Below are 20,746 nucleotides of genomic sequence, written 5' to 3'. Positions count from 1 at the left end.
CCTTACGCCGTCGCCATCGGGATCTGCAGGCCGGTCCGCTCGGCGACCTGCCGGGCGTCGTCGTAGCCGGCGTCAACATGCCGTACGACGCCCATCGCCGGGTCGTTGGTGAGGACTCGTTCGATCTTCTGCCCGGCGAGGGCGCTGCCGTCGGCGACGCAGACCTGGCCGGCGTGGATGGAGCGGCCGATCCCGACCCCGCCACCGTGGTGGAGGGAGACCCAGGAGGCCCCGCTGGCGGTGTTTACCAGGGCGTTGAGCAGTGGCCAGTCAGCGATCGCGTCGGAGCCGTCGGCCATCGCCTCGGTCTCCCGGTACGGGCTGGCGACGCTACCGCAGTCGAGGTGGTCCCGGCCGATGACCACCGGCGCGGAGAGCTCTCCGGCGGCGACCATGTCGTTGAACCGTACCCCGGCCCGGTCCCGTTCGCCGTAGCCGAGCCAGCAGATCCGGGCCGGCAGCCCCTGGAACGCCACCCGGTCGCCGGCCATCCGGATCCAGCGGGCCAGCTGCTCGTTCTCTGGGAAGAGTTCGAGGATGGCCCGGTCGGTGGCGGCGATGTCGGCCGGGTCGCCGGAGAGCGCCGCCCACCGGAACGGGCCCTTGCCCGCACAGAACAGCGGCCGGATGTAGGCGGGCACGAAACCCGGGAAGTCGAAGGCGCGGGGGTAGCCACCGAGCTGCGCCTCGCCGCGGATCGAGTTGCCGTAGTCGAAGACCTCGGCACCCGCGTCGAGGAAGCCCACCATCGCCTCGACGTGTCGGGCCATCGACGCGCGGGCGCGGTCGGTGAACTCGGCCGGATTGGCCGCCGCGTAGTCGCGGGCGTCGGCCAGCTCAACCCCCTCCGGCAGGTACGACAGCGGGTCGTGCGCGCTGGTCTGGTCGGTGACCACGTCCACCGGGACGCCGCGGCGCAGCAGCTCGGGGAAGACGGTGGCCGCGTTGCCGACCACGCCGATGCTGCGCGCCCGCCGGTCGTTGCGGGCGGCGGTCGCCCGCTGCACCGCGTCGTCGAGCGAGTCGGCGACCTCGTCCAGGTAACGCTCGCGTACCCGGCGTTCGAGGCGGGAGCGGTCGACGTCGACGATCAGACAGGCACCGTCGTTCATGGTCACGGCGAGCGGTTGGGCCCCACCCATCCCACCGCAGCCGGCGGTCAGCGTCAGCGTGCCGGCCAGCGACCCGCTGAACCGCTTCGCGGCGACGGCCGCGAACGTCTCGTAGGTGCCCTGGAGGATGCCCTGGGTGCCGATGTAGATCCACGATCCGGCGGTCATCTGCCCGTACATGGTCAGGCCGAGCTGCTCCAGCCGGCGGAACTCCGGCCAGGTGGCCCAGTCGCCGACCAGGTTGGAGTTGGCCAGCAGCACCCGCGGTGCCCACTCGTGGGTCCGCATCACCGCGACCGGCCGGCCGGACTGCACCAGCATCGTCTCGTCGTCGCGCAGGTCGGTGAGGGTGTCCAACAGTGCGCGGTACGACGGCCAGTCCCGCGCGGCCTTCCCGGTCCCGCCGTATACGACCAGGTCTTCGGGGCGTTCGGCCACCTCCGGGTCGAGGTTGTTCATCAGCATCCGCCGTGCGGCTTCCTGGGGCCAGCCCCGGGCGGTGCGGGTGGCGCCGCGCGCGGCGCGGATCGGCTGGGTCATGAGGAACCTCCTAACCGAGGAACAACTGACGACGGGCGGCGGAGGCTTCGAACGCCTCCAACCGCCGTTGGGTTTGTACGGGTGCGGCGTCGCAGATCGCCTGGAGCAGCACCATGGCCAGGGTCATCGGTGCGGTGTGTAGGTCGAACACGAGCTGTGCGCCGACGGCGGCGGGAAGCACCACGTCGGCGTGCTCGCGGGCCGGGCTGACCGGTGAGTCGGTGATGGCGACGACGGTCAGGCCCGCCGTCCGGGCCTCCCGTAGGGCGTCGAGGGCCTCTCGGGGGTAGCGGGGCAACACGAGGGCGAGCAGGGCGGTCGCACCGGCCTCGGTGGCCTGTTCGATCCGGTCGGTGAGCAGGCTGCCGCCGTCGTCGAGGACCCGTACGTCCGGGAGCACCTTGGCGGCGAAGTAGGCGAAGTAGGCGGCCAGTGGCGCGGCGGCGCGGAGGCCGAGCACCGGCAGCGGGTGGCTGGCGGCGAGGAGCCGGCCGGCGGCGGCGACGCGGTCCCGGTCGGCGAACTGGTCGGCGAGCCGGTCCAGGTTCTCGATCTCGGAACGCACCGCCTGCTGGAGTTCGTTGTCCGTGTTCGGTCGTTCGCCGCGGGGTGTCGTGGTCAGCTCCCGGAGGTGGCGGCGCAGGGCGGGGTAGCCGTCGTGGCCGAGGGCCATCGCGAAGCGGGTGACCGAGGGTTGACTCACCCCGGCCAACTCGGCGACCTCCGCCGCCGACAGGTACGCCACCGCCGGGCCCTGCTGGATGAGGCAGTGCGCGATCCGTCGCTGGGTCGGGGTGAGCCGAACTCCGCGGAACAGGTCCAGCACCCGGTCACCCGGGGGGACGACGGATCCCTCATTCATGTTTTGACCATATGCATAGAAACTTTCATAGGCAACCGGGCCGCTGCGGCCGGTGCGAGGCGGGGTGCGGGTGGCAAGGTGAGCCGATGTGGCTGAGCGCTGTGCACACCTACCCCGTCAAAGGGGGCCGGCGGCGGGACCACGATGCCGCCCCGGTGCTGCCCTGGGGCCTGGCCGGCGACCGGCGCTGGATGCTCGTGGACGCGGCGGGCATCGGCATCACCCAACGCGAGGTCAGCAGCCTCGTCGCGCTGCACGCGGTGACCCGGGTCGGCGGCCTCACCCTGCGCGCCGCCGGCCACCCCGACCTCGATGTCGCGGAACCGGTGGACGGTGCCCCGATCGCCGTGCGCACCTTCCGCAGCCGCAAGCTGGACGTGTGGGCGCACGCCGCCGGTCCGGCCGCCGAAACCTGGGTCAGTCGATTCCTCGGCCGCCCGGCCCGCCTGGTGTGGCTGGCCCGGCCGGCCCGCCACATCCCCGCCGCCGACCGTGAGCATGACCCAGGTGACCAGGTCACCTTCGCCGACGAGGCCCCGATCCTGCTGGCCAGCACCGCCTCGCTCGCCGCGCTCAACGGGTGGCTGGCCGAGGCCGGCGAGCCACCGGTGCCGATGACCCGTTTCCGCCCGAACCTCGTGGTCACCGGAGCGCCGGCCTGGGCGGAGGACGACTGGGCCGGCCGCCCGGTACGCATCGGTGGTGTCACCTTCCGCGCCGCCGGCCCGGCTGGTCGCTGCGTGGTCACCACCACCGACCAGGAGACCGGGATCCGGGGGAAGGAGCCGCTGGTCACCCTCGGCCGCTACCGCAACGTGCGGCAGAAACTCCGCTTCGGGCTGCACCTGGTGCCCGTGGGGACCGGCTGGGTCGCCGTCGACGACGAGGTCGTGCCCGCCGCCTGACCGCAGGCGGGTTCGGCCGGGTCACCGCTCACCCCGGGCGCCGTTGACCATCCGAGCCGCAGCTCACCCCCGGGGCCTTCGCTCATCCCCCGGGCCGGTCGGCGCTCAGGTCGAGCCACATGAGGAACTCGTCCCGATCATCTCCCGCCGCCACTCGCAGCGCCCCCGGCAACCGCCCCACCTCGCGGTAGCCGAGATGCCGGTAGAAGCGGTCCAGCCCCAACCCGTCCCGGGCGGTGACCTGGAGCGCGGCGAGTCCCCACCGGCGGCCGATCCGCTCCGCCGCGCGCATCAGCTCCAGGCCGTGGCCCTCGCCCTGACAGCCTGGGTGGACCATGACCCGGGTCAGGACCCGATAGTGGGTCTTCAGGTGAAACCGGTTGTCGGTGAAGATCGCCATCGCGGCGAGCCGGTCGCCGGCGTAGCCGAGGAGCAGCCGGTCCGGGCCGTCGGCGATCGCCGCGAGGGTCGGGTCGGCGATGGTCCGCACCTCGGCGGCGGTGACCGGCGCGACGAAGCCCACCGCGCCACCGGCGTTGGTGACATCAACCCAGAGCGCGACGATCTCCGCGCGGAGCGCGGGCGTCAGGTCGGGGTCGAGCACGAACCGGAGGGCCATGCCGCTCATCCTGACCGCTCGGGTAGGGCCATCGCCCGAGAAAGTGAGGAGCCTTACACGTCGCGCCTCGGTAGGGTCCCCGCATGATCGCAGACCTGCCACCGTTCGAGTTCGCCTTCCCCGGTCCGTTGCGGGACCAGCTGGTCGCCCTGGTGCTCGCGGGGACCAAGACCACCACGACCGGCCTGCGCCAGGACTACGAGATCGAGGGGGAAGAGCTACCGGTCGTGGGTGCCCGGGCGGCGGTGATCGACTCTGCTGGTCGCCGGGTGGCCGTGATCGAGCTGACCGAGGTGCGGGTCACCCGGCTCGGCGACGTGGACCTGGACCACGTCCGGGACGAGGGCGAGGGGGACGACTCGGTCGCCGCCTGGCGAGCTGGCCACGAGAGGTACTGGCACGGGGCCGACTACCGAGGGTGGATCGGCGATCCGGACTTCACCGTGGACGACGACACGCTGGCCGTGCTGGAGCGGTTTCGACTGGTGGAGACCCGCTGAGTGGTGCGGGAGGGGGGACTCGAACCCCCACGTCCTCTCGGACACAGGCTCCTAAGACCTGCGCGGCTGCCAATTACGCCACTCCCGCTTGCGGGAAGAGTCTAGAGCCTCCGGTGGCGGGCCCGCGCCCCGCCCGGTGGTCAGCTCGGCGCGCCGGCGGATCACCCGCCGGGGCGTGGGGGCGCGGCCCGGCGGGTGTCGTCAGTCCAGGCCGAGATCGCGACGGAGCTTGGCGACGTGGCCGGTCGCCCGGACGTTGTAGAACGCCCGCTCGATGCGTCCGTCGGCGTCGATGACGAACGTCGAGCGGATGACCCCGGTGACCGTCCTACCGTACGACTGCTTCTCGCCGTACGCCCCGTACGCGGCGAGCACCGCCCGGTCGGTGTCGGAGACGAGCGGGAACGTGATGGCGTCCCGCTCGCGGAATTTGGCGAGCTTCTCCGGCTTGTCCGGGGAGATGCCGACGACCTCGTAGCCGGCGGCCTGGAGCCCGGCGAGGGAGTCGCGGAAGTCGCAGGCCTGCTTGGTGCAGCCGGGGGTCATCGCGGCCGGGTAGGCGTAGAGCAGCACCTTGCGACCGCGGAGGTCGGCCAGCGCGAGCTGGTCGCCGCTGTCGGTGGGGAGGGTGAAGTCGGGGGCGGTGTCGCCGGGGGAGAGGCGGGCAGGCGCGGTCATGGCTGCGACCCTACCGCCGTGCCAGCTCCCGGTCCGCTTCGGTGGCGTGGCGTTCGGTGAGGGTGGCGTTCGGTGGCGTGGCGCTCGGTCGGCGCACCTCGGTTGCCCACGCCGCGCGACCACGTGACCGATGTCATCTGTTGTTGCCAAGGATTGGCAACAGCGCAGTTCTCCTAATAGCCTGTTGCGGTGGCGTGGACAGACCCGCCGGACACGTGGGGAGGTCGCGTGGAGCACCTGGCGATGCATATCTCCAACGGGATCATCAATGGTCCCGTCGCCGCGATCTTCGCGGTGATCGCACTGGCGGCGATGGCGCTCTGCGTCCAGCGCGGCCGGCAACACCTGGACGATCGGCTGGCGCCGATGGCCGGCCTGGTCGCCGCCTTCATCTTCGCCGTGCAGATGATCAACTTTCCGATCTTCACCGCCGGGGTCAGCGGCCACCTGCTCGGTGGTGCGCTCGCCGCGCTGCTGGTGGGGCCGTGGGTCGGCGCGCTCTGCGTGGCCGTCGTGCTGACCGTGCAGGCGCTGGTCTTCGGCGACGGCGGCGTGGCGATGCTCGGTCTCAACATCACCAACCTGGCGATCATCGGCACCGCCGCCGCGTACCTGCTGATCGTCGCGCTGCTGCGGGTGCTGCCGCGTACGCCGGCCGGGCTCGCCGTGACGGCGTTCGTCTCGGCGCTGGTCAGCGTCGTGGTGGCGGCGCTGGGCTTCGTTGTGCAGTACAAGCTCGGTGGCGCCGTCGATCTCGGCGACAACATCGCCGGCCTGGCCGGCACGATCGCCGGCACGCACCTGCTGATCGGCGTCGGCGAGGGCCTGATCACCGCGATGACGGTGCTGACCGTCGCGAAGACCCGACCCGATCTCGTGTACGCGCTGCGCGCCCGCGGGCCGATCGCGTCGTCCCCCGTCCCGGCTGTTGGAGGTGCCCGGTGAGGAAACGGACCTGGGGCTTCATCGCCAGCGGGCTGCTGGTCTCCCTGCTGCTGGCCGGGGTGGTGAGCAGCTTCGCGTCGGCGGACCCGGACGGGCTGGAGTCCGCGCTGCGGGAGGGCTGCACCGTTGACGCGGAGGGCACTGTTACCGGCGGTGACTGTCCCGCGCAGCGGGAAGAGGAGCACGAGATCGGCGGTCCGCTGGCCGACTACGGCGTCACCGGCATCACCGACGACGCCCTCGCCACCGGGCTCTCCGGCGTCGTCGGCGTACTGCTGACCTTCGCCCTGGCCGGAGGCGGGTTCTGGCTGGTCCGGCGCCGGACCGGGCAGCAACCCACCGGGGATGGGGACGCGGCGCAGCCGACCTCCACCGCCGGAGTGGGCTGAGGAGCGGGCCGTGGGCGCCGGGCACAGCCAGCTGCTCTACCACTGCTCCGACTCGCCGGTGCACCGGCTGCCCCCCGAGGTGAAGATCGCGGCGATGGTGGCCTTCACCCTCGCCGTGGTCGCCACCCCCCGGGAGGCGCTCTGGGCCTTCGGCGGCTACGCCGTGCTGGTGGTGGCGGTCGCGGCGGTGGCCCGGGTCCGGCCCGGCTGGCTGCTGCGCCGGTCACTGATCGAGCTGCCGTTCGTGCTGTTCGCGTTCGCCCTGCCGTTCCTCGGCGTGGGCGAGCGGACCGAACTCCTCGGCCTGTCGGTCTCCGTGGACGGGCTGTACGGGGCGTGGAACATCCTCGCCAAGGGCACCCTGGGCGTCCTGGCGTCACTGCTGCTGGCCGCGACCACCACCACCCGGGACCTGATCATCGGCCTGGACCGGCTGCGCTGCCCCCAGCTGCTCATCCAGATCGCCACCTTCATGCTGCGCTACCTGGAAGTGCTGGTCGGCGAGGCCCGGCGAATGCGGGTGGCCCGGCTGTCCCGGGGAGACGATCCCCGCTTCGGGTGGCAGCTGCGGGGCTTCGCGACCGGGGTCGGGGCGCTGTTCCTGCGCGCCTACGAGCGGGGGGAGCGGGTGTACCTGGCGATGCTGTCCCGCGGCTACACCGGGCGGATGCCCCAGGTGTGGCAGGGCGCGGAGGCGGCGACCCCCGGGCAGTGGCTGGTCGCCTCGACCGTCCCCGCCGTGGCGGCCGGCGTCGCCGCCACCGCCCTGGTCCTGACATGATCGGAGCGTGCAGCCGATGACGCCCCCTAGCCTCGACGTGCGCGACGTGCGCTACGCCTACCCGGACGGGCACGAGGCGTTGCGCGGCGTGGAGTTGACCGTGCCCCGGGGCGACCGGGTGGCGCTGCTCGGGCCGAACGGCGCCGGGAAGACCACCCTGGTGCTGCACCTCAACGGCATCCTCACCCCCACCGCGGGGAGTGTGACCGTCGGTGGGCTCACCGTCCGCCCGGACCGGTCGACCCTGGCCGAGATACGCCGGCGGGTGGGCATCGTCTTTCAGGACCCGGACGACCAGCTCTTCCTGCCCACCGTCGCCGAGGATGTGGCGTTCGGCCCGGCCAACCTGGGGCTGCGCGGCGCCGAGCTGACGACCCGGGTGGACGAGGCGCTCGCCGCGGTCGGGATGAGCGAGCACCGGGACCGGGCCCCGCACCACCTGTCGTTCGGGCAGCGTCGCCGGGTCGCGGTGGCGACGGTGCTCGCCATGCACCCGGAGATCCTGGTGCTGGACGAGCCGTCGTCCAACCTCGACCCGGCCGCCCGGCGCGAACTGGCCGAGATCCTGCGGGCCCTGCCGGTGACCCTGCTGATGGTCACCCACGACCTGCCGTACGCGTTGGAGCTCTGCGAACGCTCGGTCATCCTGGACGCCGGCCGGCTCGTCGCCGACGGCCCCACCGGGGAGATCCTGGCAGACGAGGCGCTGCTCGCCCGGCACCGCCTCGAACTGCCCTACGGATTCACGCCCCGTCCGACGCCCCGCTGATCCCGGTGGATCAGCTGGCGGCCTCCACCGCGGCCCGGATGTTCTCCGGCGACGTCCAGTCGGCGACCGGCTCCCCGTTGACCAGGACCGTCGGCGTGCCGGAGACGTTCGCCCGGCTGGACTCCTCGGTCACGTGCTTGGTCCAGGACAGATAGGTGCCGTCCTTGACGCAGGAGCCGAAGCTGTCCCGGTCCAGCCCGACGCCGACTCCGATGTCGATCAGCTCGTCGTTGTTGAACTGGGCGCCGTCCTCGCCCGGCTGCTGGACGAAGAGCGCCTCGCTGAACTCGCGGAACTTCCCGCCGGCCGAGGCGCAGCCCGCGGCGGCGGAGGAGCGGGTCGAGTACTGGGTGGTGGAGCGATTGTCCAGGATCGCCACCGGGTGGAAGACCACCTGCGCCTTACCCTCGTCCGCGAGCTGGTCCACGGTCTCGCCGCTGACCTCCTGGAACTGCTTGCAGGCCGGGCAGAGGTAGTCCTCGTACAGGTCGATGGTGACCGGCCCGGAGCCGTACACGATGCCGGTGCCGGCCTCGTTGGCGCCCGGCGGCGGGGTGAACTCGCCGGCGCGCTGCTCGGAGTAGACGGCCCAGCCGACGAAGCCGGCGATCACCAGCACGAAGACGGCGGTCACCGACACCCACAGCGTCCGCTTGCGCCGCCGCTCCTGGGCCAGCTGCTCCCGGACCACCCGGGCGGCCTCCTTGCGGCCCTTCCGACTACTCATCCTTGTCCTCCACTGCGCGGTCGCCCAGCAACCAGCCGTCCACCGAGAACGGGGTGCGGGGCCAGATCAACAGGAACCCGGCCAACGCCAGGAATCCCAGGTCCCGGAGGATCTCCGGGAGGTAGCTCGGGGCCTGCCCCGGGGCCAGCTCGCCGCCGACGCCGAAACAGCCGCAGTCGATGTTCAACCCGCGGGTCCAGGCCGAGACGATGCCGGCGATGAAGACCAGCAGCAGCGCCACGGAGACCCCGGCGGTCAGCCGGGTCGCCAACCCGAGCAGGACGAGTACGCCGAGGGCCAGCTCGAGGAAGGGCAGCGCGGCGCCGATCACGGCCGCCAGGTCGTACGGGAAGATCTGGTACGCGTTCACCGCTCGGCCGGAGGCGGCGAGGTCCCCGACCTTGGCGGCGCCGGCCAGGAGCCAGACCGCGGCCAGGCCGAGCCGGGCGGCGAGGCCGATCCAGGGGCGGAGGGTCGGCCAGCGGGCGACAGGGCTGCTCGATGTGGTCACGTTCATGTGGTCGCTCCTCGCCGCCGGCAAGTTCCCGCCCTCAGCCGATCCACGTCAGACCGACAGCGGATGCGGTGTCGCGCGGGGCCGGGATCATGACAATCCAGGCTACGCGGCGCTAGATGTGGCGGTAGGGACCTTTGCCCCTAGATGGGCTCCGCCACGTCGGGAACTTTTCGCCGGCGAGATCCGACCACCCATTCACGGGCTGGGGAGGCGCGGCCCGGTCCTGGGGCCCCGCCGGCCCGGGTCCGGTTGGGCATCAGGGAGCGTTCTGGGTGAGCATGACCGGCATGACTGTCGTCCTCCGCCGCTGGAGCGCCCGGCTCACCGCCGCTGGTGGCCTCCTGATCACCCTCGTCGCCCTGCTGCTCGCCCCGGCCGGCCCGGTCAGCGCCCACGCGGTGTTGGTGAGTAGCAGCCCGGCCTCGTCGGCGGTGGTGCCGGACGCACCCACCGAGGTGGTCCTCACCTTCAGCGAGTCGGTCCGTAAGGTGCCCGGCAAAACCCGGGTGATCGCCCCGGACGGGTCGCGGGCTGATCGGGGCGAGCCCAACTTCGACGGCGCGGTCGTCGTGATCCCGGTCGACCCGAACTCCGGTCGCGGCACCTACCTGGTCAGCTTTCGGGTGATCTCGGCCGACAGCCACCCGGTCTCCGGTGCGTTCACCTACTCCGTCGGTGCCCCGTCGACACCCCCGGTCGACACCGGCAGTGACAGCCGTGCCGACCCGGTGGTGAGCGCGGGCATCAAGGTCGGCAAGTATCTCGGCTATGTCGGCCTGCTGCTCCTGGTCGGCCCGGTGCTGGTCCTCGCCCTGCTCTGGCCCCGCCGGCTGCCCCGTCGCGGCCCGGCCCGGCTGGCGTGGACCGGCCTGGGCCTGCTGGCGTTCGCCACCCTGGCGACCGGCTGGCTCCAGATCCCCTACACCAACGGCGGCGGCGTCTTCGACGTCACCGGTGCGGGCCTGAGCACGGTGCTGGGTAGCGCCTTCGGCGCGGCGCATCTGGTCCGGCTGGGCCTGCTCGCGGCGGCGGCGTTCGTGCTCCGGCCGGTGCTGGCCGCCCCGGTCGGCCGGACCGATCTGGTGATCCTGGGTGTCCTCGGCGGTGCGGCCCTGCTGACCTGGCCCCTGTCCGGTCATCCGGCGGTCTCTCCGGCCCCGGTGGTCTCGGTCGTGCTCGACGCGGTGCACCTGGGCGGGATGGCGGTCTGGCTCGGCGGGCTGGTGATGCTTGTCGGCTTCCTGCTGCGCCGGGCCGACGCGGGGGAGTTGGCCGCGATCCTGCCGATCTGGTCCCGCTGGGCGGCGCTCTCCGTCTCCGCGCTGCTCGTCGCCGGGGTCGTACAGGCGCTGATCGAGGTCGCCTCCTTCGCGGCTCTCGTCGACACCCCGTACGGTCGGCTGCTGCTTGGCAAGATCGGGCTCTTCGCTCTGGTGGTCGCGGTGGCCGCGTACTCCCGGACCCTGGTGCGTCGGCGCGCGGCGGCGGCGCGGCCCGCGCCGGTGCGGCGGGCGATAACGGTCGAGCTGGCGATCACCGCCGTGCTACTCGGCCTGGCGGCGGCGCTGGTCCAGACCACCCCGGCGCGGACCGCGGTCGCGGACACCGCCCAGTCCAACAGCGGCTACTTCTCGACGACCCTGACCAGTTCGTTGTACTCATTACAGGTCGAGGTGGACCCGGCCCGGCGCGGCAACAACTCGGTCCACTTCTACGCCTATACCCCGGACAACCGACCCCAGCCGGTGGCGGAGTGGCGGGCCACCGTCGCGTTGCCGGCGGCGGGAATCGAACCGATCGAGGTGCCGTTGCTGCCACTGACCGACAACCACGCGACCGGTGAGATCAACCTGCCGGCGTCCGGGGATTGGCAGCTGCGGGTGACCGTCCGCACGTCTGAGATCGACCAGGCCACGGTGGCGACCACCGTGGCCGTCAAATAGGAAAGGGTTCCACTTCATGATCCGTCTCCGGCGCACCTCAGCCACCGCCCTGCTCGCGCTCGGCGCGGTCATCGCTGCCGTTTTCGGCTCCGCCGGGGCGGCCTCGGCACACATCACGGTCGACCCGAAGGAGGCGGCCCAGGGCGGGTACGGCCGGTTCGCCTTCCGGGTGCCGAACGAGAGCGACACCGAGTCCACCACCAAGGTGGAGATCTTCCTGCCGGAGAATGCCCCGCTCGGGTCGGTCTCGACGATGCTGGTCCCGGGCTGGACGGCGGAGGTGGAGAAGCGCACGCTCGACCAGCCGGTGGAGGTACACGGCAGCCAGCTCACCGAGGCGGTAGCGAAGATCACCTGGACGGCGCAGCCCGAGGCCGGGATCGGGCCGGGCACGTTCCAGGAGTTCCCGGTCTCGGTGGGGCCGCTGCCCACGGTTGACACGATGGTTTTCAAGGCGCTGCAGACGTACTCGGATGGTGCGGTCGTGCGGTGGATCGACGAGCCGACCGCCGACGGCGTGGAGCCGGAGGCGCCGGCGCCGGTGCTGGCGCTGGCGCCCGCCGAGGACGCCGATGCGGCGGCCGCCCAGGACGGGACGCCGCCCGCGGCGGATGACACGGCGGCGGGGGACGCGGCGGCGGGGGACGGGCTGGCCGTCGGTCTCGGCGTCGCCGGCCTGGTCGCCGGCTTGGGCGGTCTGGTGCTGGGTGGGTTGGCCTTCACCCGGTCCCGGCGCGAGCCGGCGCCGAAGGCCTGACCCGCAGCGTCTTTCCGCGCCGAGGGCTGTGGATATCCCCTGATCCGTCGCTTGGGATCGGTAAGGTCAGCCGGGTGTTCGGCTACGGAGAGGGGTTGGGTCGGTGCGTTTCGTGCGGGTGATCACCGGGGTGTTGTTGTTGGTCACCGGGATCCCGGTGCTGCTCGGTGGGGCCGCACTCGGCGCTGATCTGACCCTGGACCTCCGTGCTGAGCTGCGGGAGAGCTGGGTCGCGCCGGTGACCGCCGGTCTTCTGGCTGGTGGGATGCTGCTGGTGTCGGGGGCCCTGGCGCTGCTGCTGCGACCGGTTCGCCCCCGGGAGGTGGTCTTCGTGGTCGAGCCGGACCAGGTGCCGCTGCTGGCCGGCCAGCTGGGGGTGACCTCGCTCAGCGGGCTCGGTGCACCCGCTGCCCGAGCGGGAGATCACCCCGTCGTCGCGCGAGCCGGAAGCCAGCTCGTCCGGCCGGCCCGGCAACTCGTGTCGGTCGGCGCCGCCGGTGAGCGAACCCACTCGATGCCCCGCCCGTCCGGGGAGCGCACCATCGGCCCGGTGGGGCATCGGCGAGCCGCGGAGGCCGGCCCGGCCTGGCGGCTCAACGAGCCGACGGAGGCCGACGTGCCGGCTGATTCCGTGCGGCGGCTGCGGCCGTCCGCTCCGTTCGACTCGCCGCGGTAGCGATTCGAGGGTCCCGAACCGAGTCCAACCTCCCTTGGCGCGATGCCGATCAGACCGGGCGGGGTGTCGGTAGCGGAGGCACACGAGGACGGCCCTCCGTGCTGCCGACACGGAGGGCCGTCCCGCACCGGGGGATCGGTGCTACTGAAACGTCACTTACTTTCCCTGAAGTCAGGTTAGCGCCCTGTGGGCATCTCGTGAAGAGTGTCCGGTTGAATCGCTTTGCTACGGATCGGTAGGGCCGCCAGCAGCGCCAGCCCCAGCAGCACGTAGACGTTGCGTTCCACGAAATCCGCGACCGTGTCGGTGGGCACCGGGGCGGTGCCCCAATCCTGAAACGTCACCACGCCGTACACGGTGATGACGGCGACGCCGGCGGCGAGCAGCCACAGCCAGCAGCGCCGGCCGCCCGTCCTCGCGGCGAGTGCCGCGTCCACCAGCACCACGGCGGCCGGCACGAACCAGTAGATGTGATGGGGCCAGGTGATCGGGCTGATCAGCGCACCAACCAGGCCGGTGAGGGTGAGGCCGGCCAACGCGTCGCCGGCCCGGGCCGCCCGGGCCGCCCGCCACAGCCCGTACCCGGCGACCACCGCGACCAGGGCGAGCCACAGAAGCTGGTCGGGTTCCTGCGGCACCGTGAGGCGATGGATCAGACCGAGCAGTGACTGGTTGCCGGTGTAGTCGGTGCGGCCGACCCGGTCGGTCGCCCACAGCTCGTGTGTCCAGTAGCGCCACGATTCGAGCGGCAGGAGCGCCCCGGCGAGCAGCGTTGCGCCCGCCGCCGTCGCGCTCGCCACCGCCGCCGCCCGCCACTGCCGGCCGGCCAGCAGATAGACGATGAAGATGCCCGGGTACAACTTGAGCGCCGTCGCCAGCCCCACCCCCACGCCGGCCCAGCGCCGGTCCTGCGGTACGGCGAACAGCAGATCCGCCAGAATCAGCACCACCAGCAGCATGTTGATCTGCCCGAAGGAGATGGTCTCGCGGGTGCTCTCCATGGCGAGTACGAGCAGCGCCGCCACGGTGAGGGTGAAGATCCGGGGCAGGTGGTGTCGGGCGATCACCGGGTCAACCAGCCACCGGGTGGTCACCACCACCGCCAGCACGGTCAACACCGTGAAGATCATCGCAGTGACGCCCAGTTGGAGCAGCGCGAACGGCGACAGCAGCAGCGCGCCGAACGGGGGGTAGGTGAAGCGCAGCTCGCCCTGCAACTGGTCCGGCTGGGCATAGTCGTAGAGTGGATTGCCCGTGACCCACCAGTCCATCGTCGCCATGTAGATCTTCAGGTCGAAGAAGTCGTGCCATCCCTTCTGGTAGAGCGCGGGCAGCACAGCGGCGATGGCCAACACCGCGACGATCCGACGCGCCGTCCGCCCGCTGGTGTCGTCTTGAACCACGACGGGAGGGGAGACGGGTTCGGCTGGCACGAGAGAACCCTAACCGTCGCAGCACCGACAGACGCGCGGCGCGCGGGCCGCTGGGCTGCGCGTAGGCTGGGCCGGTGGCAGATCTACTCGTCTGGATCGACTGTGAAATGACCGGCCTGGACCTCGGCGGCGACAAGCTGATCGAAGTCGCCGCGCTCGTCACCGACCCAGATCTCAACGTGCTCGGTGAGGGCGTCGACGTGGTGATCCACACCGACGAGGCGGCGCTGGACAAAATGCCCGAGATCGTGGCGACCATGCACGCCAAGTCCGGGCTCACCGAGGAGGTCCGCCGCTCCACGATCGGGCTCGCCGAGGCGGAGGACCTGGTCCTCGACTACATCACCAGTCACGTGAAGGACCCGCGTAGCGCCCCGCTCTGTGGCAACTCGATCGCCACCGACCGGGGTTTCATCGCCCGGGACATGCCCCGGCTGGACAACCACCTGCACTACCGGATGATCGACGTCTCCTCGATCAAGGAGCTCTGCCGACGCTGGTATCCCCGGGTGTACTTCAGCCAGCCGAAGAAGGGCCTGGCGCACCGGGCACTGGCCGATGTGCGCGAGAGCATCCGGGAGCTCGAGTACTACCGACGGACGCTCTTCGTGCCGCTGCCGGGGCCGGACGTGGAGAGCGCCAAGGCGATCGCCGCGAAGCTGTAGCCCGTAGGGCCGAACCCACTGGACGCGGCGGTGCCGGTTGCGGCTATCATTGGTCGCGCCGCCAGGGCGTTCCCTGGTGCGGCGGATGGTGGCTGTAGCTCAGTTGGCAGAGCACCGGGTTGTGGTCCCGGTTGTCGTGGGTTCAATTCCCATCAGTCACCCCAGAGGTGGATCTACTCCACCGCAGCTCAGGCCCCCTCCGCGGAGGGGGCCTGAGTCGTTGTGGGGGCGGCGTCGGGCCCTAGGACGGGTCCGTTGGTGCCGGCGGCGTCGTCGGGGGTCGCGGCGGTGCGCCAGCTATCCGCAGCACCAGCACGTCCATGTTTGGGACCGATCTGGGTCTGATCTGCCCGTACTGTCGCCAGCCCATCCGTTCGTACAGCCGGCGTGCCGGCACGAGCAGCTTCTCCGCCGCCCGCAGGAGCGCGGGTGGCTCGTCCGCGTTCGGCTCGATCCAATCGCCGCCGGGCATGGTGTAGCCGTAGCTAACGCCTAGCAGCCAGCCACCGTCGGTAGCGTAGGCGAAGGCAAAGCCAGGTCGCCGGAGGTGATCCGACCACCAGCGGCGGAACTGCCGCACATGCACCGGCCCCTCGTGGTAGGGGGGCCTCGGCATAGACGGCGGCGTACAGGTTCCGCACGTCCTCGGTGAGCTGGCGGGCGGCAGCCGAGTCGGTGATCGTGTACGTCAACCCGTCCACGTGCGACAGCCTAGCCCGATGGCAGCTCGCCGAGCCGTAGCGCGCTGGCAGGTGACGGTGTGGCCGGTGGGCTGGGCGTATCGTCGATATCGGCGGCTCGCCGGGTAACGGCCGGGCGGCCCGCCGCCCAGTCCGCTACCTGGGAAGGCAGCGCTGGCGGAGTCTTCAACGCGGGCCAGATGGTAGCGCGGCGCACGAAGATCACCGACAACCACGCTCTGCTGGGTGGCGGGATCTTCAATACCGGCATCGGCACGCTCGCTCTCGACGCGACCAAGGTCGTCAAGAACATCGCCGTCACCGACGGCGGGGGCATCTTCAACGACGGTACGGTCGAGTGGAACACCGCCACCGGCACCATCGTGGTCAAGAACCGACCCAACAACTGCGTCAACGTTCCCGGCTGCTCGGGCTGACTCCGGCTGACCGGTTCAGCTGTCAGCGGAGGGAGATGTCTCCGAACCCGCCGGCAGCGCGCTGCCCTTGACGTACTCCTCCCAGCTCAGGTTCCAATCGGTCCAGCCGTTGCCGTTCTGCAGCTTTCGTTCGGTGCCCTTGACCTGGACCGGGTCCCCGATCCGGGTGTTCTCGAAGAGCCAGGCACCATCAGCCATCGACACGTTGACGCAGCCGTGGGAGACATTCACCGAGCCCTGCTGCCCCTCCGACCAGGGCGCGGCGTGGATGAACTCCCCGCCCCAGGTGAGCCGCTGCGCGTACTCGATGTCCGTCCGGTAGCCCTCGTCCGGCCCAAGCTCATCGTAGGTGTCGAAAACCGTCTCGCGGAGCTTCTCGATCACCACCATGGTGCCGCTCGAAGAGGGCGTGGACTTCTTGCCGAGGCTCACCGGGATGGTGCGCACCTCCTCGCCGTCCTTCGTGACCACCATCTGCTTCGTCTCGTTCTCCACCGTCATGATCAGCGCTGCGCCGATCTTGACATCGACGGTGAGATCGGCCCGGCCGTACCAGCCGTCGCCGAGCGGCAGGCCACCAGCCTGCACCCGGTACGAGACGGTGCTGTCCGCCTGCCAGAACTCGCGTGGGCGGTACCGCACCTCGGTCGGGCTGACCCAGTGCCACACCCCCTCCTGCGCGGGAGTCGCCGTCACCGTCATCCGCCGCTGCACGTCGTCCCGGTACTCCTCCGGGATGTCCCGTCCGAACTTCACGATGAGCGGCATCCCGACCCCGACCACCTGCCCATCACCGAGGAAGCTGCTGATCCGAACCTGCTGATCCGGCGTGGCCATCGTGGTGAAGGTGCTGGTCGCGGTTACCGGAAGGTCATCGTCTCCGGTGGCGGTGACAGTCGCCGTGTACGTCTCGCCGTACTCAAGCGCACCGGTGGGCAGCCAACTCGTGCCGTCGGCGGTCAGCCCGCCCTCGACCGCCCCGCCGGTCGAATCCACCAGCGCGACGGTGGTCTCCCGGGACTCCTCCGCCGTGAAGGTGATGCTCGTTGACGCGGGTACATCCTGGGCCTCCGCGGCCGGCTCGACGATCACGACGGAGGCCAGCGGGGTCGGTGTCGGGTCGTCGGTGCCCTCGGCCGCTTGGTCCCCGGAGGCGCAGGCGGCGGTGAGCGTCAGGACACCGGTGAGTAGCCCGGCCACGAATGCGGGCCGACGCAGACCGGGACGGCGCCTCTCGTGCCGGAGCGGCGGGTGCGGAACGGCTCGCATGTGCTCTTCCTTACTTCTGGTCGTCGAAGTGGTTGACCGGGGTGTCAACGCCGGCGCAATCGGTCCGGCGGAGCCGATACGGGGCCGGTCGTCGACCGTCTGCGGAACTGTCTCCCACGCCTTCGGCGCGCAACGGGCACACATCGTGCCGCAACCACGCCCCTTCGCACCCACCCGCCCAAGGCCGCCCTGGTGGTTTTGGTGCTATCTGTCCTGAAAACTCGACCGAAAGAGGGGAGCGGGGATCGGATTAGAAGCCGGCTGAACTGGCGTGCTAGGGTTCTCCCCGTTGCCAACGAGCGCCGCTAGCTCAACTGGCAGAGCAGCGGACTCTTAATCCGCGGGTTCGGGGTTCGAGTCCCTGGCGGCGCACCACCGAGCAAGGCCCTGACCTGGTACTTCTGTGCCGGTCGGGGCCTTTCGTGTACGCCGGTGCTGGGTGGTCGCTCGGTGGGTGCTCGGGAGCGGTTGGACGCGGTCGGCGTCGCCTCGGACGCGGGGCGGTCGTCGTGGACGCCTGGGTCAGGTCCCCGGCCGAGTTCCGTCGGATGCGGTCGATGAATCGGTCGGCGTGGCGTCGGCTGGTGAGCGTGATCAGCCGGACGTGTGGCCCGTGATCGTGGAGCAGGCTGTGTACCCGGGGTCGCATCGTGCGTCGGTAGCCGAGGATGTAGCGGATGAAGTTCCAAGGTGATCCGGTCGTAGACGCCGTCGGCCTGGTGCTGGCCGCCGTGGTAGCGCCAGCGACGTCGGGCGATGCCCCATAGGCAGGTGGCGGCGGGTAGGTCGAGGAAGATCACGGTGTCGGCGGCGGCGAGTCGGATGGGCAGGGTACCGGCGTAGTTGCCTTCGATGATCCACCGATCGCCGGCGACGAGTTTCTCCTGCTGAGCGGCGAACTCGGCCTTGGGGAGTGGCGTCCAGAACTCGTCGTAATAGAGCGCGTCGAGGTGGGCGAGCGGCGCGTCGAGGGTCTGGGCGAGCTGCCGGGCGATGGTGGATCTGCCGCTGCAGCCGATGATGGCGATCCGATCCACGCCTTCCACGGTAGGGCGGAACGGATGTAATCCCGGCGAAAGGAAGTCCGTGGCGCTCGTATGTGTGGCGGATCGTGTTCGGGCGGCAGACGCGGAAGCGCGATCCCCGATGAGTAGCGATGGAGACCGCCCTGCGGAGGCCGACGCGCCCGTGCCTTCAAAACATCTGCCGTTGCAGCCGCTGGCTCTGCCGGGACGGTCGGTGGTGGCCCGTGACGAGCCGTCCCTACCGCACTTGCCGATGCGGCCGCTGTGGTTGTGCCGCCGGTGCGGCCAGCCGTGGCTGGCCCTGCTGCGCGGCGCCGCTGCGAGGTGGACGCCGAGGGTCAGCACCGCACGGCACTACTCTAGATGCCGTCCACGTGGGAGGGACACGACTGATCCTGCCGTCCTCGCGCGCCGCGCACCTGGCCGGCGTTGGTGTCACTCGACGACGGCTCAACCTGTCGAGGGCCTCATCTCCCCACGGCCGAAAGCTCGCCAACGGCGGAGGACTCCCGCGCGGCGGAGGGTTCCCGACCGGCGCCCCGCCGGACGAGGATGCGGGTTGTGGCGGCGATGGTGAGACCCGCGAGCACGCCGGGGAGCATGGCGAGCAACGGCCGGTCGTGGAACGCGGTGCCCCCGAGATAGCCCAGTCCCACGATGTAGAAGGCCCAGCCCACCGACCCGACCGCACTACCGATCGCGAACCGGCGCCGCGAGAACCCGGCCGACCCCGCGGCGAGCGCGGTCGCGGTGCGTCCGCCGGGTAGGAAGCGGCCCAGCACCACGGCCACGTCGCCGTAGCGGCGCAGCGCCGAGACGGCGGCGTACAGCCGTCCGCCACGCTTTGCCACGACGGAGGTGGCGCGCAGGCCGAGGCGGTAGGCGAGCTGGTCGCCCGCGAACGAGCCTACGGCCGCCGCGGCAATGAGCGCAGCGACCGCGGGCCGGCCGTGCGCGGCGAGCGCACCCAGGGCGATGACCAGAGTCTCCGCGGGGAGCACCGGGACGACGCCGTCCACGGCGACGGTCGCGGCGACCAGCGCGAAGATCCACGGTGAGCTGATGAGGGGCAGGACGTGGTCGAGCACGGCGCCTCCTGAGAGAAGCTCGTTTTGCACATGCTATAAAAAGTTTGCATGTACTTAGATCAGGGAAGACCCTGATTGACGTCCAACCGGGGATAGCTCACGTATAGGCGAAATATTGCGGCTGCGGCGACGGTGATCCCGGACGAAGGGGGAGCCGTGCACAGCGGAGTCGTCAAGGGAATTCTCGGCGCTATCGGGGACACACCACTGGTGCAGCTCGAGCGGCTGCTGCCGGGGCCCGGGCCGGGGATCTACGCCAAGATGGAGAGCTTCAACCCCGGCGGCAGCATCAAGGACCGGTCGGCCGCTGGCATGCTGCTGGACCGAATCCGCTCGGGCGAGCTAGGCCCGCGTTCGGTCGTCGTCGAGTCCAGCTCCGGCAACCTCGCGATCGGGCTCGCGCAGATCTGCCGCTACTACGGGCTGCGTTTCATCTGCGTGGTCGACGCGCGTACCACTCAGCGCAACCGATCCATCCTGCGGGCGCTCGGCGCCGAGGTCGAGATCGTCGAGCAGCCCGACCCGCACACCGGCGAGCTGCTGCCGGTGCGCCTGGCCCGGGTCCGCGAACTCGCGGCCAGCATCCCGTACGCCTACTGGCCCAATCAGTACGCCAACCCGCTCAATTCCCGCGTCCACGAGCACACGATGCGGGAGATCGTCGAGGCCCTCGACGGCCGCGTCGACTACCTGTTCGCGGCCGTGAGCTCGTGCGGGACACTGCGCGGCTGCTCCGACTACATCCGCCGCAGTGGACTGAACACCCGGATCGTGGCCGTCGACGCGGTCGGCAGCGCCATCTTCGGTAACCCGGTCATGCCCCGGCTGATCCCCGGCCACGGTGCCGCGGTGCGTCCGGAACTGGCCACCGCCACGATGGCCGACGAGGTCGTACACATCTCCGACCTGGAGTGCGTGGTCTCGTGCCGGCGGCTCATCCAGCGCGAGTCGGTGCTGGCCGGCGGCTCGTCCGGCGCGGTCGTGGCCGCCCTGGAGCAGTACGCGCCGCGCATCCCCGCGGACGCGAACGTGGCGTTGATCTTCCCGGACAGCGGCACCGGATACCTCGACACCATCTACTCCGACGAGTGGGTGACCAGCCACTTCGGCGAGATCTCCCACCTGTGGAACAGCAAGGAACCCATCACCTTCCCGGCCTATCAGGAGGCGTTGTGACCCAGGAACAGACCGACGAGCGCACCTACCGCGTGGTCGTCAACGACGAGGAGCAGTACTCCATCTGGCCGGCCGACAAGCAGCTGCCCGCCGGCTGGACCGCCAAGGACGTTGAGGGGCCGCGCGAGACGTGTCTGGCCCACATCGGCGAGGTGTGGACCGACATGCGGCCGCTCAGCCTGCGCCAGCGCATGGAGCGGACCGCCGCCACTGACTGACCCGACAACCCCTGTTTGCCCGCCGGACAACCCGA

21 protein-coding genes, 3 tRNA genes and 2 pseudogenes are annotated in these 20,746 nt (G+C 71.0%); 15 read left to right on the top strand and 11 right to left on the bottom strand.

What is annotated here, in order from left to right; translation table 11 throughout:
- Positions 1-2: 2 nt before the first annotated feature.
- Both hutU and SALPAC3_RS0109005 read right to left on the bottom strand, forming a co-directional pair.
- Positions 3-1,652, bottom strand: coding sequence for a urocanate hydratase (hutU, locus tag SALPAC3_RS0109010; protein ID WP_018220909.1), 1,650 nt, complete (start codon positions 1,650-1,652; stop codon positions 3-5).
- A gap of 10 nt (positions 1,653-1,662) precedes the next feature.
- The gene (locus tag SALPAC3_RS0109005) at positions 1,663-2,514 is read right to left on the bottom strand and encodes a MurR/RpiR family transcriptional regulator (RefSeq protein WP_018220908.1); all 852 of its coding nucleotides are present in this window, start codon (positions 2,512-2,514) and stop codon (positions 1,663-1,665) included.
- An 86-nt stretch (positions 2,515-2,600) separates the two neighbouring features.
- Here SALPAC3_RS0109005 and SALPAC3_RS0109000 point away from each other — a divergent pair, with 86 nt between their 5' ends.
- On the top strand, positions 2,601-3,419 hold the full coding sequence (locus tag SALPAC3_RS0109000; RefSeq protein ID WP_018220907.1) for an MOSC domain-containing protein: 819 nt from the start codon (positions 2,601-2,603) through the stop codon (positions 3,417-3,419).
- Positions 3,420-3,501: 82 nt separating this feature from the next.
- On the opposite strand, the gene SALPAC3_RS0108995 is transcribed toward SALPAC3_RS0109000, so the two are convergent.
- Positions 3,502-4,038, bottom strand: coding sequence for a GNAT family N-acetyltransferase (locus SALPAC3_RS0108995; protein WP_018220906.1), 537 nt, complete (start codon positions 4,036-4,038; stop codon positions 3,502-3,504).
- An 83-nt stretch (positions 4,039-4,121) separates the two neighbouring features.
- On the opposite strand from SALPAC3_RS0108995, the gene SALPAC3_RS0108990 reads away from it, so the two are divergent.
- Entirely contained in the window at positions 4,122-4,538 is a 417-nt protein-coding gene (locus SALPAC3_RS0108990) for an ASCH domain-containing protein (protein ID WP_018220905.1), read from the top strand.
- A gap of 1 nt (position 4,539) precedes the next feature.
- Here the strand turns inward: SALPAC3_RS0108990 and SALPAC3_RS0108985 are convergent.
- Together SALPAC3_RS0108985 and bcp are read right to left on the bottom strand one after the other, a co-directional pair.
- Positions 4,540-4,626 (bottom strand) — tRNA-Leu (locus SALPAC3_RS0108985).
- Between the two features lie 113 nt (positions 4,627-4,739).
- Positions 4,740-5,216 (bottom strand): thioredoxin-dependent thiol peroxidase, encoded by a 477-nt coding sequence (gene bcp, locus SALPAC3_RS0108980; protein WP_018220904.1) that lies wholly within the window; start codon positions 5,214-5,216, stop codon positions 4,740-4,742.
- Positions 5,217-5,444: 228 nt separating this feature from the next.
- Here bcp and SALPAC3_RS0108970 point away from each other — a divergent pair, with 228 nt between their 5' ends.
- From SALPAC3_RS0108970 to SALPAC3_RS0108955, 4 genes are read left to right on the top strand one after another with little or no spacing between them, the layout of a single operon-like run.
- Positions 5,445-6,161 (top strand): energy-coupling factor ABC transporter permease, encoded by a 717-nt coding sequence (locus SALPAC3_RS0108970; protein ID WP_018220903.1) that lies wholly within the window; start codon positions 5,445-5,447, stop codon positions 6,159-6,161.
- A complete protein-coding gene (locus SALPAC3_RS0108965) occupies positions 6,158-6,550 on the top strand; it encodes a PDGLE domain-containing protein (protein WP_018220902.1) in 393 nt (130 codons plus the stop codon). Before SALPAC3_RS0108970 ends, SALPAC3_RS0108965 begins: the two co-directional genes overlap by 4 nt.
- Before the next feature lie 10 nt (positions 6,551-6,560).
- Positions 6,561-7,331, top strand: a complete 771-nt coding sequence (cbiQ, locus tag SALPAC3_RS0108960) for a cobalt ECF transporter T component CbiQ (protein WP_018220901.1) — start codon at positions 6,561-6,563, stop codon at positions 7,329-7,331.
- 16 nt (positions 7,332-7,347) lie between these two features.
- The gene (locus tag SALPAC3_RS0108955) at positions 7,348-8,100 is read left to right on the top strand and encodes an energy-coupling factor ABC transporter ATP-binding protein (RefSeq protein WP_026185378.1); all 753 of its coding nucleotides are present in this window, start codon (positions 7,348-7,350) and stop codon (positions 8,098-8,100) included.
- A gap of 10 nt (positions 8,101-8,110) precedes the next feature.
- Here SALPAC3_RS0108955 and SALPAC3_RS0108950 read toward each other — a convergent pair whose 3' ends face one another.
- Both SALPAC3_RS0108950 and SALPAC3_RS0108945 read right to left on the bottom strand, forming a co-directional pair.
- Positions 8,111-8,827 carry a DsbA family protein gene (locus SALPAC3_RS0108950; protein ID WP_018220899.1) on the bottom strand — a complete coding sequence of 239 codons (717 nt, stop codon included), beginning with the start codon at positions 8,825-8,827 and terminating at the stop codon, positions 8,111-8,113.
- Positions 8,820-9,344, bottom strand: coding sequence for a MauE/DoxX family redox-associated membrane protein (locus SALPAC3_RS0108945; protein WP_018220898.1), 525 nt, complete (start codon positions 9,342-9,344; stop codon positions 8,820-8,822). The genes SALPAC3_RS0108950 and SALPAC3_RS0108945 overlap by 8 nt, the downstream gene beginning before the upstream one ends.
- Before the next feature lie 278 nt (positions 9,345-9,622).
- On the opposite strand from SALPAC3_RS0108945, the gene SALPAC3_RS0108940 reads away from it, so the two are divergent.
- From SALPAC3_RS0108940 to SALPAC3_RS0108930, 3 genes are all read left to right on the top strand, one after another.
- On the top strand, positions 9,623-11,287 hold the full coding sequence (locus SALPAC3_RS0108940) for a copper resistance CopC/CopD family protein (RefSeq protein WP_018220897.1): 1,665 nt from the start codon (positions 9,623-9,625) through the stop codon (positions 11,285-11,287).
- 16 nt (positions 11,288-11,303) lie between these two features.
- On the top strand, positions 11,304-12,044 hold the full coding sequence (locus SALPAC3_RS0108935) for a YcnI family copper-binding membrane protein (RefSeq protein ID WP_018220896.1): 741 nt from the start codon (positions 11,304-11,306) through the stop codon (positions 12,042-12,044).
- Positions 12,045-12,147: 103 nt separating this feature from the next.
- Positions 12,148-12,720, top strand: coding sequence for a hypothetical protein (locus SALPAC3_RS0108930; RefSeq protein ID WP_018220895.1), 573 nt, complete (start codon positions 12,148-12,150; stop codon positions 12,718-12,720).
- A 176-nt stretch (positions 12,721-12,896) separates the two neighbouring features.
- Here the strand turns inward: SALPAC3_RS0108930 and SALPAC3_RS0108925 are convergent, their stop codons facing one another.
- Positions 12,897-14,153, bottom strand: a complete 1,257-nt coding sequence (locus SALPAC3_RS0108925) for a glycosyltransferase 87 family protein (RefSeq protein WP_026185377.1) — start codon at positions 14,151-14,153, stop codon at positions 12,897-12,899.
- 74 nt (positions 14,154-14,227) lie between these two features.
- Between SALPAC3_RS0108925 and orn the strand changes: the two genes are divergently transcribed.
- Together orn and SALPAC3_RS0108915 are read left to right on the top strand one after the other, a co-directional pair.
- The gene (gene orn / locus SALPAC3_RS0108920; RefSeq protein WP_026185376.1) at positions 14,228-14,818 is read left to right on the top strand and encodes an oligoribonuclease; all 591 of its coding nucleotides are present in this window, start codon (positions 14,228-14,230) and stop codon (positions 14,816-14,818) included.
- A gap of 88 nt (positions 14,819-14,906) precedes the next feature.
- Positions 14,907-14,982: transfer RNA gene (locus SALPAC3_RS0108915), tRNA-His, on the top strand.
- A 77-nt stretch (positions 14,983-15,059) separates the two neighbouring features.
- Here SALPAC3_RS0108915 and SALPAC3_RS0108910 read toward each other — a convergent pair.
- Positions 15,060-15,519, bottom strand: a pseudogene (locus SALPAC3_RS0108910) (hypothetical protein).
- A gap of 149 nt (positions 15,520-15,668) precedes the next feature.
- Here SALPAC3_RS0108910 and SALPAC3_RS0108905 point away from each other — a divergent pair.
- A pseudogene (locus SALPAC3_RS0108905) lies at positions 15,669-15,935 on the top strand (hypothetical protein); the annotation flags it as partial.
- 15 nt (positions 15,936-15,950) lie between these two features.
- On the opposite strand, the gene SALPAC3_RS0108900 reads toward SALPAC3_RS0108905, so the two are convergent.
- Positions 15,951-17,135, bottom strand: coding sequence for a L,D-transpeptidase (locus SALPAC3_RS0108900; protein WP_198290364.1), 1,185 nt, complete (start codon positions 17,133-17,135; stop codon positions 15,951-15,953).
- Positions 17,136-17,503: 368 nt separating this feature from the next.
- Between SALPAC3_RS0108900 and SALPAC3_RS0108895 the strand changes: the two genes are divergently transcribed.
- Positions 17,504-17,579: transfer RNA gene (locus SALPAC3_RS0108895), tRNA-Lys, on the top strand.
- Positions 17,580-18,696: 1,117 nt separating this feature from the next.
- Here the strand turns inward: SALPAC3_RS0108895 and SALPAC3_RS25570 are convergent.
- Entirely contained in the window at positions 18,697-19,317 is a 621-nt protein-coding gene (locus SALPAC3_RS25570; RefSeq protein WP_018220889.1) for a DedA family protein, read from the bottom strand.
- A 180-nt stretch (positions 19,318-19,497) separates the two neighbouring features.
- On the opposite strand from SALPAC3_RS25570, the gene sbnA reads away from it, so the two are divergent.
- On the top strand, positions 19,498-20,493 hold the full coding sequence (sbnA, locus tag SALPAC3_RS0108885; RefSeq protein WP_198290363.1) for a 2,3-diaminopropionate biosynthesis protein SbnA: 996 nt from the start codon (positions 19,498-19,500) through the stop codon (positions 20,491-20,493).
- Entirely contained in the window at positions 20,490-20,711 is a 222-nt protein-coding gene (locus SALPAC3_RS0108880) for an MbtH family protein (RefSeq protein ID WP_018220887.1), read from the top strand. The genes sbnA and SALPAC3_RS0108880 overlap by 4 nt, the downstream gene beginning before the upstream one ends.
- The last annotated feature ends 35 nt before the right edge of the window (positions 20,712-20,746 follow it).

It is taken from the genome of Salinispora pacifica DSM 45544, assembly GCF_000378845.1.
Lineage (GTDB): Bacteria > Actinomycetota > Actinomycetes > Mycobacteriales > Micromonosporaceae > Micromonospora > Micromonospora pacifica.
The sequence above is the reverse complement of the archived record's forward strand: the minus strand, read 5'-3'. Positions and strand labels throughout refer to the sequence as shown.